This is a genomic window from Pseudomonas sp. NDM, assembly GCF_003105095.1.
GTDB lineage: Bacteria > Pseudomonadota > Gammaproteobacteria > Pseudomonadales > Pseudomonadaceae > Aquipseudomonas > Aquipseudomonas moraviensis_A.
Window position 1 is genome coordinate 1 of sequence record NZ_QETJ01000012.1, and the last position, 11,848, is coordinate 11,848.

Consider the following 11,848-nt stretch of genomic DNA (forward strand, 5'->3'; position numbering starts at 1 on the left):
CAATTTGAAATGCGTACCCCTGTAGGAGTGAGCCTGCTCGCGATAGCGCAATTCAATTGCGCGCAAATCCCGCTGACTCACTTCAGCGCCGAATCCAACCCTATCCGCCCCATATGCCCCGCCTTCAACGAGCCGAAATACAACCACTGCCCGTACTCGCGCACGGTAGTGATCGGCGAGTAATTGCCATCGCTCGCATCCTGCAGATTGGCGATCACCTTGCCGTCCAGATCCAGACCGAGGACAAACCCACGCTTCTCCACAGGCTTGGGCAAGACCGTCAATGCCCGCACGATCATCTTGCGCAAAAACGGATGTTCAGCCGTGCCGTCGAGCAAGGCATTGCGCGGCGCATACAGGGCTACCCAGAAGCGATTGCTGCCATTGAACGAGAGGTTGTCGGGCAGCCCTGGCAAGTTGTCGATGAACACGTCGTGGGTGCCAGCCTTCGGCCCGCTCAGCCAATAGCGGCTGATGCGGTAGGCGCCGGTTTCGTTGACCAGCACATAGGCCTCGTCCGGGCCAAGAGTGACGCCGTTGGCGAATTGCAGTTTGTCGAGCAGCACGCTGGTCTTGCCGGTCTGAAAGTCGTAGCGCAGCAAGCGTCCGTCGGCGCCGTGCTCGATGATGGCCTCGCCGTCCTGGCCGTAGCCCCAACGACTGGAGGCATCACTGAAGTAAGCGTAGTGGCCTGACTTGTCGACCGCTACATCATCAGTGAATCCAAATGGCACACCGTTGGCCTCGGTGGTCAAGGGAATCATTTGTCCCTGCGCATCCAGCGACAGCAAACCCTTGACCGCATCGGCAATCACCAGCATGCCGTTCGGATGCCGGGCCAGGCCCAACGGGCGGCCACCGGTGTCGGCGAGCACCTTGCGCTGCGTGCCGTCGAGGCTGCTGCGAATCAGCCTGCCGTCATGTAATCCGGTGATGAGGAAGTCGTCCTCCAGCAACAAGGCTTCGGGGCCTTCGATGTCGCTTGGCCCGACCTTCGCCACACCTTTGAGGCGCTTGTTGTCCGCGTAGATACCGTCTTTCAGCGAGGGCGCCGGTGGCGGTGTCCAGGCCACCGGTTCGACTTTGGTTGGCAGCAAAAGCAAGAAGGCGATGACGAGAACGATCAGCAGGCCCGGCAGATGACGTAATTTCACGCGCTGGCCCTCGCCGCGCCGATGAACTGTGCGGCCGTGTCGCGCAGGGCGAGCATGGACGCCGCAGACTCGCGTTCGATGCGCCGCTTGAGCAACAGGCGATTGGCGAGGCGCATGAGCAAGCCGTCAAAGCGATATTCCAGCGTACGCACGAAGCGCGTGCCGCCAGCCTCCGCCGAGCACTCGTAAGTCAGCCGCAAGGACAAGCCCTGATCGCTTTGCGCGCGGGCGCACCAGCGCCGTCCCGGCAGATATTCCGTCACTTCCCAGCGCAAATGGCCGGCACGTCCGCCGGCATGAATGTCCTCTTCGAAGCGCGCACCGGCATGCAGCGGACCTTGCGGACCGTCAATCTTCAATGAGGAGGGATGCCAGTCCGGCCAGTGACTGACGCTGGCGGCATAGGCCAGCACGGCGACCGGTTCGCCGGCGATGTCGATCTCGTGCTGCATGCGCGTCATGGGCATTTTCGAATATCTCAAAGGGGCGGGTTCCGGCTCGCGATACAGCGTGCCGAACAGGTAGTCCAGCAAGGGCAGAACGATGTTGAAATTGCGTTCCTGCATGCGCTCGCGGCGATGATGCAATTCATGCAGACGGCGCATCTGGCGGATCCACGGCAAACGGCTCAACGGATTTTGCGGCGGCAGATGTTCGCAGGCATGGAACACTTCGTAGAGCAGATACCCAAGCACCATGCACCCGGCGAACAGCCCGGCGACATTGGCGTTGACCTGCGCGAGCAGCCACCACAGGGGCAGGGTGATGAGCAGCGTATGAATGACGATCAGCCAGGCCGGAAACAGAATCACCCGCCAGTCTCGCGCACTGTCGTAGGTCATATGGCCGGGGGTGAAAAAGCTGTGATGGTCGCCGGCATGCCGGGCGTAGAACATCTTTGCGAACGCTTTTTTCTGATGACCGAGATGGCGATGGACCATGTACACGCCGAAATTGAACAGCAGCAGGGTCAACGGCACGGTCAGCCATTCCAGCCAGCTCACCGAATGCACCGTGCGCCAGAACGCAGCGATAGCGAGAATGCCGAACAGCAGCACGAACATGCCGTGCAGCCATGGGTTGTACAAAGGGTGAATGGCCGCACGGTAGCGGCTGCGAAATGTCTCGGTGGTCTGCCTCAACGCTTTCACCTGCGGGTATTGTCGTTATACCCGGCAGAGTAGCCGATCCGCTGATGTCTGCAGGGCCAACCTTGAGGTCACAAGCGCCATGCTCCGGACTGCGCCTGCGGTGTCAGCTCAAAGGGTTCCAGCGCTGCGACCAGTCGTCATCGGTACGGATCACTTCGCGGAGCAGATCGAAGGCCTGCTGCAGCACCGCCGAGTCGCGATCACGCGAATACACCAGGTAGGTCGGGTAGCCGAATTCCGGCGCTTTGGTGACGGCTTCCAGCGCCCCGGTTTCCAGATACGTGCGCACGACCCGGGTGCGGAAATAGCCGCTGCCGCCATGTTCGAGGATGTATTGCAGGGCCAGCGGGCCGAGGTTGAAGCTCAGCGCCGCTTTGGCTTTTTCCGGCAGCGCGGCGTCATGTTGACGGCGGAAGTCAGGGCCCCAGTCGATGTAGACGTAAGGATCAGGGCGCTCGGGCGCGCGCACCAGAATCAGCTTTTCTTCCAGCACTTGTTCGACCTGTAGCCCGGGCCAGTATTCCGGCTGATAAACCAGCGCGGCATCGAGCACGCCGAGTTCGAGCTGACGCAGCAGGTTTTCGCCATCGCGGATTTCCATGCGCAACGCATGTCCGGGGATTTTCTCGCGCAGCTCCGCCGCCCAGCTAAGCATCAGCGGATTGCACAGGCTGACCTCGCCACCGATGTGCAGAACGTTGTGATAACCCTCGGGCAGCGGCAAGTCGCGGCGCGCGGCTTCCCAGGTCTGCACCAGTTGATTGGCGTAGATCACGAACGCTTCGCCATTGGCCGTCAACTTCGCCCCGGCGCGATTGCGCACGAACAGCGTACTGCCCAACTGGCTTTCGAGTTTCTGCACCCGCGCGGTGATCGCCGTTTGCGTGACGAACAGCTTCTGCGCGGCGGCGGCGAGACTGCCGTGACGAACGATTTCGAGGAAAGTGCGGGCGAGGTCGATGTCCATGGGGCGGGGCCGGTGTCTGGGGTGGGGCGCATTGTAAGTCAAAAGCCCCTCACCCTGGCCCTCACCCTGGGGGAGGGCCAGGGTGAGGGGAAAGCAGACACCACAAGATCAACTGGCCAACTCGGTGCGCTCAAGCAAGCCCACTCGCGCCCAATCCTCTATGAGGCGCGCCGGCGTGCCACACACCCTGCGCTTGTAGACGAAGTGGCTGCACTTTTCGGCAAAGCGATTGCGGTCATGCAGCATGTCCTCCTGCATTTGCTCCAGCTCCGCGTCTCGGCATCGACGGATCAGTGCCTGATCGATCCGCAACTTGCGTTCGCGCACCGCCGCATAAGCGGGATCACTCAATACGCTATTCGCTCGTTGCAGCAGCCACAGGGAAAACTCGTCCGGACAGCGCGGGCCGATCTCCTGAACCATGCCCAGTTGCCAGGCTTGCACCGCACTGATCGGCAGGCAGGCCTGGGTCAATTGCTCGGGGATCGTCGGGCCGACGGCGCGGGGCAGGCTGTAGGTCCAGTATTCCGAGCCATACAGACCCATGCTTTTGTAGTGCGGATTGAGCACGATATCGGCGCGGGCAAACACGATGTCCGCCGCCAGCGCCAGCATCACGCCGCCCGCGCCGGCGCTGCCGGTCACGCCGCTGACCACCAGTTGCCGCGCGCTGAGCAGTTCCGCGCAGACATCGTCGATTGCCTGAATGTTGGCCCAGGCTTCGGCGCCGGGATCCTGCGCGGCTTGAATCACGTTCAGGTGCACGCCGTTGGAAAAACTGCCCCGGCCGCCCCTGATCAGCAGCACTTGCGTATCCCGGGCCTTGGCCCAACGCAGTGCCGCGACCAGGCGCTGGCATTGCTCGGTGCTCATCGCGCCGTTGTAGAACTCGAACGTCAGTTCCCCGACATGCCCGGACTCACGGTAACGAATCGGCTGATACGCTTCGTCGCTGAACGGCTGTGTGGCGATCGACCAGCTCAGCACTGGCACATGGTTGAGTTGTCCGGCCAGCACATGCCGGGCCGGTTGCTTGAAGGTTTCCTCGCTGGGTTGAGGTTTGCGTCGCAGCGCGCCGATCCACAGGCTCTGGTCGCCGGCAGCGATCAACACCGCGTCGTCATGCACCGCAAGAATCTCGCCGGGCGTGCCTCTTCGCGAGTCAAGGTGAGCGTCATACAGGTAATACTGCCCGCCAGCCAGACTTGCCAGCACGCCCGGTTGCCCGTCTGCTGCGTCGATACAGCGCTTGATGAAGCGCGCGCAATCGTGCCAGCTGAAGCTGCGATCAGCCTGTTTCATGTTCGGTTGCAGGCGCCCGCGCACGCTGGGATCGGCGTAATCCAGTTCGACCGGCCGCAACCCTTCGACGAATTTTTCCACCACCTCGCGGATGCACACCAGCGCCGCATCGCTGACGCGGCCGTTGTACAACTCGGATTTGCGCATACCCGCGGGCAGGTTGAATTCGCAGGTGGCCCACACCGGCCCGGCGTCCATTTCTTCGACCGCCTGCAGCGCGGTGACACCCCAGATCGGCAGTTCGTTGCTGATCGCCCAATCCAGTGCGCTGGCGCCGCGGTCGCCAACGATGCCGGGATGAATGATCACCACCGGACGCCGGGCATCGGCCCAAAGTGCCTGTGGCACACGGTCCTTGAGAAACGGGCAGATCACCAGGTCGGCGCCGCTGTGCTCGACCTGTTCACACACCGAAGCCGGGTCGGTAAACAGCACCACGCTGGGCAAGTGCCCAGCGTGACGCAGTTCCAGCCAGGCCCGTTGCGTCAGGCCGTTGAACGCTGACGCCAGCAGAATGATCTTGAGCGATTGCATGGGATTCTTCCTTGAGTGAGTCGGCCGCAGGCTCCCGGTGAGCCTTCCCTGGCTTTCGATGGAGCGGGAAGCGTACGCAGTGCTTGCACGTCCACAGGTGACCGAGGTCAACGTTGTGTCAGGCAAGGCGAGAATTCACGCGCTGAAATTTCCGTTCAGGTCCTACGGAAACAGGAGTGTTTCGATCAGATACGTGGATATTTCTGACGACTTTTTCAGGTTGGTCGTCGGACGCTGGGGCTATAGCATCAGTCCTGACATTGAAGTCATCGAGCGCACAGATCGCTCCGGACCCGGACAAAGGATGGAACATGCGAATCCCACTGATTGAAAGCCATACGCCTGCTTATTCCCCTCGCCATTACTGGCGCGACGATCGCGCCAGATGCCCCTCGGAGGACGTCGCCATGCCGACTGCCAAAGCGCCCCGGCTCACCGGCTTGAAGAAGCTCGAGGGCAAGCCTCTGGAGTTGCTGTTGCGTGGACAGGACTCCGGCGACGACCCGATGCTCGTCCTGCGCTGCACAAGCGAAGGATTCGAGCTGCTCGATGTGGTCAACATGATTGCCTCCTCCGAGCTGTACCAGCAGGGCGAGATGGTCAAACGCATCACCGGCAGATCCGTGAGAACTGTGCGACGTCTGCTCAAGGAAGGCGCGCCGGTGCGTCTGGACACGCCGCAGAGCATCCTCGCCTGGCAATATGCCGCGGCACTGGAACTGGCCACCGAAGTGTTCGGGCGTCAGGCCAAGGCCGAATCCTGGCTGGAGCAACGCGCAACGTACTTCTACGGCTATGTGCCACTCGATCTGGTTGGACATGCGTTGGGGTTCAGGATGGTGGAGGAGTATCTGAACCAGATCAAATACGGGGTTTATCAATGAATCCCTTGCCCTGGGATGATCGCTGGTACGCCTGGCGGCTGGATCGCGCGGTGTACAGCGAAACCTGGGACAGCGGTCTGGGTTCGAAACGGGACGGCGGCCGCTGGAATACGCCTGGACGGCGAGTCGTGTACGCGTCAGTCGATCCATCCAAGGCGATTCTCGAGGTGGCCGCCCATGGCAGTTTCGACGCGCTTGATCAGGAACCCTATGTGTTGACCTGTTTTGAAATCGTTCACCAAGCCAGCGTGAGAATCGTGCAGCCGGAGGATGTGCCCAATCCGCACTGGCTCACCCCGATGAAAACCTCGCCCAACCAGCGAAAGTTTGCCGATGCACTGTTGGCTGAACACCCTTTTGTATTGGTGCCTTCGGTGGCAACGAGGCACTCGTGGAATTTGCTGGTGAGTTGCGATCTGGCGGAGGGTCAGTTCAGGATGGTTTCGCAAGAGCGGTTCGGGCTGGATACGCGGTTGTTGCAGGAGGTTTGATCGTATCTCCGCGAGCGGAGGACGAAGCCGAGCCCTGCGCTGATTCCCCTTGCATGAACGACAAATCCCGCCACAAGGGCGGGATTTGTTTGAACCCAGCAGCTTCTTACGAAGGGAACAGCTCGGACAGTTTCATCGACAGCATCATGTCGCCTTCAACGCGCAGCTTGCCGCCCATGAACGCCTGCATGCCGTCGGTTTCGCCGCTGACGATACCTTTCAGGGTTTCGCTGTCCAGCACCAGCGTGCAGTTGGCGTCCGGGTTTTCACCTTCCTGGATGTCGCAGGTGCCGTCTTTGACGATCAGTGCGTATTGCTTGTCTTCGTCGGTGATGTTGAAACCGAAGACCAGGTCCAGACCGGCAGCGGCTGCTGGGTTGAACTTGGCTTGCATTGCTTTTACGGCATCAGCTACGGAGGTCATGGTTCGATCCTTTCTTGGTCATGGGAGCTGGGTGGTTACAGCCAGGGTCACAGTAAGCCGGACTCAGCGAAAAGTGATGAGTTCCGGGGCCTTCAGCAGTTGCAGGTGTGCGTGACTGTTGAAGGAAGCCAGAGCCACCTCGCGACCGCGAAACTTCAGCTGGTTGAGCGAGGTGTTGACGATTTGCCAGTTCAGTTCAAAGGCCTGTCGGGCAGGCATTTGTGTAATCAGGTGGAGCAGGGCGGTGATGGTGCCGCCGGAAGTGAACACGGCGATTTTCTGGTTTTTTTCCGCCAGATCGAGAATACGGTGCAGACCGGCCTGAACGCGCTCGACGAAACCCAGCCAGCTTTCCAGCCCCGGGGTGTCATGAGTGCCCGCGAGCCAGCGTTCGACGATCAAAGCAAAGATGCGCTGGAACTCACCGCGGTTCTGCGCGGCATTGCGCAGGATGTCGAGCGCTTCCGGCTCTTCCGGCAGCATCGCCGGGAGCAGGGCGCGGATGACCGCATCGGCATCGAATTCGTTGAAGGCGGAATCGGTTTCAAGAACGGGAACCGGCAGGCCTCTGGCACTGAATTGTTCCAGTGCACTGGTGGCGGTGTGCTGTTGACGACGCAGGTCACCGGCAAGGCAGCGGTCGAAGTTGATGCCCAGATCGGCAAGGTGCTGGCCGAGGATTTCTGCCTGACGCACGCCGGTCGGTGACAGGACGTCGTAATCGTCTGCACCAAAGGAGGCCTGGCCATGTCGTATCAAGTAGATGCTGCCCACGTCCGCGTCATCCCGGTACGTTGAAGGTCAGGCGAGGTTATGAGGATGGCGGAGAGCTGTCAATGAAAAAACATACGCTTGTTTGAAATGCCCGTTACAGGCGTGTTGCCAGAGGTTTCACGGCTGGCCGACGAGCCGGCGCATGGGTATGCTGGAGCCATTCCGCGTGTGTTTCACTTTCACGCATTGCATTGAGGAGTCTCTGTGGATTTTTTCACCGAATACGCCAGCTTCCTGGCCAAGACTGTCACCCTGGTGGTCGCCATTCTGGTGGTGCTCGCCAGTTTCGCCGCGTTGCGCAGCAAGGGACGGCGCAAATCGGCGGGCCAGTTGCAAGTCAGCAAACTCAACGATTTCTACAAAGGTCTGCGTGAGCGCCTGGAGCAGACCCTGCTCGACAAGGATCAGCTCAAGGCATTGCGCAAGGGCCAAGCGAAAACCGAAAAAACCGCGAAGAAGCAGAAGACCCAGCCAGAGCCGAAGTCCCGGGTATTCGTGCTCGACTTCGACGGCGATATCAAGGCTTCGGCCACCGAGAGCCTGCGTCACGAGATCACCGCGCTGTTGACGCTGGCCACGCCGAAGGACGAAGTGGTTCTGCGCCTGGAAAGCGGCGGCGGCATGGTGCACAGCTACGGTCTGGCGTCGTCACAACTGGCCCGAATCCGCGATGCGGGTGTGCCATTGACCGTTTGCATCGACAAGGTCGCGGCCAGCGGCGGCTACATGATGGCGTGCATCGGCGACAAGATCATCAGCGCTCCGTTCGCGATACTCGGTTCCATCGGTGTGGTCGCGCAGTTGCCTAACGTCAACCGCCTGCTGAAGAAGCATGACATCGATTTCGAAGTGCTGACTGCCGGTGAATACAAGCGCACCCTGACGGTGTTTGGCGAAAACACCGAAAAGGGCCGTGAGAAATTTCAGGAAGACCTCGACATTACCCATCAGCTGTTCAAGAACTTCGTCGCCCGCTATCGCCCGCAACTGGCAATCGATGAAGTGGCCACCGGCGAAATCTGGCTAGGGATCGCTGCCCTGGAAAACCAGCTGGTGGACGAACTGAAGACCAGCGATGAATATCTGGCGCAGAAAGCCAGACAGGCCGAGGTTTACCATCTGCACTACGCCGAGCGCAAAAGCCTGCAGGAACGCATCGGCATGGCTGCCAGCGGTTCGGTGGATCGTGTGCTGTTGAGCTGGTGGAGCCGCCTCACCCAGCAACGCTTCTGGTAAACAAGCAGGCATAAAAAAACGCCGGTCAATGACCGGCGTTTTTGTGTCCGCAGTAAACCCGCAGGCTTAGCGCCGACGAAACAACGGCAGCGGCTCGTCACTGGCGGCCTGGTAGGTCACCGAGAAGTCCTTGAGACCTTCCAGCGCTTCGTACGGATCTTTGTCCGCACGAATGGCAAAGGCATCAAAGCCGCAGCGGTGCATGTAAAACAGCTGGTCGCGCAGCACGTCACCAATTGCCCGCAGTTCGCCTTTGAAACCGTAACGGTCGCGCAGCAGACGGGCATTGGAGTAACTGCGGCCATCGGTGAACGCCGGGAAATTCAGCGCGATCACTTGAAACTCACTGACGTCTTCACCGATTTCTTCGGCTTCCTCGTCGGCATCCAGCCACACGCCCAGACCGCCATCACGGGCCTTGAGCATGCGGCTGTGTTCGCGCCACAACTGCAGAGGAACGATCAGATCGTCGCAGTTGCTGATCTCGTCGATGTTGAAATCCTTGGGCAGCAAGTGCCAGGTTTCGTCGACGACTTCGTTGTTCTTAATGATTCGCTGCATAGACGCGTTCCTTGAAGAGGTCGATGCCAATACGCTGGTAGGTGTCGATGAAGCGCTCGTCTTCGGTGCGTTGCTCAACGTACACGTCGATCAGCTTGGAGATCACGTCCGGCATGGCTTCCTGAGCGAAGGACGGGCCGAGGATCTTGCCCAGGCTCGCATCCCGGCTGGCGCTGCCGCCGAGGGAGACCTGATAGAACTCTTCGCCTTTCTTGTCCACGCCGAGGATGCCGATGTGGCCCACGTGGTGGTGACCGCAGGCGTTCATGCAGCCGGAGATGTTCAGGTCCAGCTCACCGATATCGAACAGGTAGTCCAGATCGTCGAAGCGACGCTGGATCGATTCGGCAATCGGGATCGACTTGGCGTTGGCCAGCGAGCAGAAGTCACCGCCCGGGCAGCAGATGATGTCGGTCAGCAGGCCGATGTTCGGCGTGGCGAAACCGCCTTCACGCAACTCGCCCCACAGGGTGAACAACTGACTCTGCTCGACGTCGGCAAGAATGATGTTCTGCTCGTGGGAGGTGCGCAGCTGACCGAAGCTGTAGCGGTCGGCCAGATCGGCGACGGCGTCGAGCTGTTTGTCGGTGATGTCGCCCGGGGCAACACCGGTCGGCTTCAGCGACAGCGTCACAGCGACATAGCCAGGCTTCTTGTGCGCCAGGGTGTTGCGGCTGCGCCAGCGGGCGAAACCCGGCTCTTTGTCCAGATCGGCCAGTTGCGCGGTCTGGTTATCGAGGGTCTTGTAGTCCGGATCGACGAAGTGCTTCGCAACGCGATGCAGTTCGGCTTCGGTCAGCGTGGTCTGGCCACCGCGCAGGTGCTCCATTTCCGCATCGACTTTCTGCGCGAACACTTCTGGAGTCAGCGCTTTGACGAGGATCTTGATCCGCGCCTTGTATTTGTTGTCACGACGGCCATAGCGGTTGTACACACGCAGAATGGCGTCGAGGTAGCTCAACAGGTCCTGCCATGGCAGGAATTCGTTGATGAATGCGCCTACCACCGGCGTACGACCGAGGCCACCGCCAACCAGCACGCGGAAGCCCAACTCGCCAGCAGCGTTATGGACAGGTTCCAGACCGATATCGTGGACTTCAATGGCAGCACGGTCACTGGTCGAACCGTTGACGGCGATCTTGAACTTGCGCGGCAGGTAGGCGAATTCCGGGTGGAACGTGGTCCACTGACGAACGATCTCGCACCATGGGCGTGGATCGATCACTTCATCGGCGGCGACGCCGGCAAACTGATCGGTGGTGACGTTGCGCAGGCAGTTGCCGCTGGTCTGAATAGCGTGCATCTGCACAGTCGCGAGTTCGGCGAGAATGTCCGGGATGTCTTCCACGGCCGGCCAGTTGAACTGCACGTTCTGCCGCGTACTGATGTGGGCGTAGCCCTTGTCGTAGTCGCGGGCAATCCTGGCCATCATGCGCACCTGGCGCGAAGTCAGTTGGCCGTAAGGCACCGCCACCCGCAACATCGGAGCGAAGCGCTGGATGTACAGGCCATTCTGCAGGCGCAGGGGGCGGAATTCTTCTTCGCTCAGCTCACCTGCCAGATAGCGTCGGGTCTGATCACGGAACTGCTTGACGCGGTCCTCGATGATCCGCTGATCGTACTCGTCGTATACGTACATATAAGTCCTGTTCTCAGGCTTGGGCTACTCGGAAAACGCTGCGTTTTCGCTTGCTGGAGTCCGATGATGCCTCTGCAATTCTGCGCGCACGGCCGCGCACTCCTGACGGAGCCGGGGCAATATACCCGTTTGCAGTTATGCGCAAAAGTGATGTTTGAGTATATGGAAAGAACCAAATCGCCTAACACGCATCACTGTCAACTAATCCACATTTGTCGTGCGGACAATCATCGTCTTAACTGTGATCGAGTCTTTGTGCAATCACCGATAAAACCGACAAGAGGCGATGCAATGAGCAACCCGATCAAAGCCAGAAAAAGCGACAGCAGTGTCGACGCATGGGCCATTCTGTTCCTGATCATTCTCGTAGTAGGGACAGCGGTCTTCTGGGTCAGCCACCAGTAAGCCAGGTTCCGGGCCTTTTCCTGGGCCCGGCCCCCTGCGCATCCGCATGAAGCCATGTAGCCAACGCCTCAGCGTGCCGGTTCACACGCCGGCCAGATGCAGCACCAGTTTGACGATGGCAAACAGCGTCAACCCGAACAGCGCCGTGAACAGAATGCCCAACATCACGAAATGACTGGGTTTGCCATGGGTAAAGTCTCGTTCCCTGTTTTTGCCGCTTTGTACGCCGAACGCCGCTGCCATGACGCTTTGCAACATTTGCCAAAAGGTCGGCGGTTTGTTGTCGACTGGATCGTCCATAAATCCCTCCGCTGAAAGTTGTGCCT

General features: G+C 60.1%; 12 protein-coding genes. 3 read left to right on the forward strand and 9 right to left on the reverse strand.

The genetic code is table 11. The features are described 5' to 3' along the window. Positions 1–77: 77 nt before the first annotated feature. From DCO47_RS04940 to DCO47_RS04955, 4 genes are all read right to left on the reverse strand, one after another. Entirely contained in the window at positions 78–1,154 is a 1,077-nt protein-coding gene (locus DCO47_RS04940) for an SMP-30/gluconolactonase/LRE family protein (protein WP_083352937.1), read from the reverse strand. Then, positions 1,151–2,296, reverse strand: coding sequence for an SRPBCC family protein (locus DCO47_RS04945; RefSeq protein ID WP_116657612.1), 1,146 nt, complete (start codon positions 2,294–2,296; stop codon positions 1,151–1,153). Before DCO47_RS04945 ends, DCO47_RS04940 begins: the two co-directional genes overlap by 4 nt. 112 nt (positions 2,297–2,408) lie before the next feature. Next, positions 2,409–3,272, reverse strand: coding sequence for a LysR family transcriptional regulator (locus tag DCO47_RS04950; RefSeq protein WP_042610327.1), 864 nt, complete (start codon positions 3,270–3,272; stop codon positions 2,409–2,411). A 108-nt stretch (positions 3,273–3,380) separates the two neighbouring features. Continuing rightward, positions 3,381–5,108, reverse strand: coding sequence for a hydrogenase maturation protein (locus tag DCO47_RS04955; protein WP_116657613.1), 1,728 nt, complete (start codon positions 5,106–5,108; stop codon positions 3,381–3,383). A 407-nt stretch (positions 5,109–5,515) separates the two neighbouring features. On the opposite strand from DCO47_RS04955, the gene DCO47_RS04960 reads away from it, so the two are divergent. Together DCO47_RS04960 and DCO47_RS04965 are read left to right on the forward strand one after the other, a co-directional pair. Then, on the forward strand, positions 5,516–5,992 hold the full coding sequence (locus DCO47_RS04960) for an antitoxin Xre/MbcA/ParS toxin-binding domain-containing protein (protein ID WP_116657614.1): 477 nt from the start codon (positions 5,516–5,518) through the stop codon (positions 5,990–5,992). Next, the gene (locus tag DCO47_RS04965) at positions 5,989–6,483 is read left to right on the forward strand and encodes an RES family NAD+ phosphorylase (RefSeq protein ID WP_116657615.1); all 495 of its coding nucleotides are present in this window, start codon (positions 5,989–5,991) and stop codon (positions 6,481–6,483) included. Before DCO47_RS04960 ends, DCO47_RS04965 begins: the two co-directional genes overlap by 4 nt. 106 nt (positions 6,484–6,589) lie before the next feature. Here the strand turns inward: DCO47_RS04965 and DCO47_RS04970 are convergent, their stop codons facing one another. Together DCO47_RS04970 and DCO47_RS04975 are read right to left on the reverse strand one after the other, a co-directional pair. Further along, on the reverse strand, positions 6,590–6,907 hold the full coding sequence (locus DCO47_RS04970) for an SCP2 sterol-binding domain-containing protein (RefSeq protein WP_042610331.1): 318 nt from the start codon (positions 6,905–6,907) through the stop codon (positions 6,590–6,592). Between the two features lie 63 nt (positions 6,908–6,970). Continuing rightward, a complete protein-coding gene (locus DCO47_RS04975) occupies positions 6,971–7,681 on the reverse strand; it encodes a histidine phosphatase family protein (RefSeq protein WP_116657616.1) in 711 nt (236 codons plus the stop codon). Positions 7,682–7,885: 204 nt separating this feature from the next. Between DCO47_RS04975 and sohB the strand changes: the two genes are divergently transcribed. Next, the gene (gene sohB / locus DCO47_RS04980) at positions 7,886–8,917 is read left to right on the forward strand and encodes a protease SohB (RefSeq protein ID WP_065617188.1); all 1,032 of its coding nucleotides are present in this window, start codon (positions 7,886–7,888) and stop codon (positions 8,915–8,917) included. A gap of 66 nt (positions 8,918–8,983) precedes the next feature. Here sohB and DCO47_RS04985 read toward each other — a convergent pair whose 3' ends face one another. The 3 genes from DCO47_RS04985 to DCO47_RS04995 all read right to left on the reverse strand — a co-directional run bounded on the left by DCO47_RS04985 (position 8,984) and on the right by DCO47_RS04995 (position 11,822). Continuing rightward, positions 8,984–9,478 (reverse strand): DUF934 domain-containing protein, encoded by a 495-nt coding sequence (locus tag DCO47_RS04985; protein ID WP_039758643.1) that lies wholly within the window; start codon positions 9,476–9,478, stop codon positions 8,984–8,986. Continuing rightward, on the reverse strand, positions 9,462–11,117 hold the full coding sequence (locus tag DCO47_RS04990; protein WP_116657617.1) for a nitrite/sulfite reductase: 1,656 nt from the start codon (positions 11,115–11,117) through the stop codon (positions 9,462–9,464). Before DCO47_RS04990 ends, DCO47_RS04985 begins: the two co-directional genes overlap by 17 nt. A gap of 486 nt (positions 11,118–11,603) precedes the next feature. Beyond that, on the reverse strand, positions 11,604–11,822 hold the full coding sequence (locus DCO47_RS04995; protein ID WP_042610335.1) for a DUF2970 domain-containing protein: 219 nt from the start codon (positions 11,820–11,822) through the stop codon (positions 11,604–11,606). Positions 11,823–11,848 lie beyond the last annotated feature (26 nt).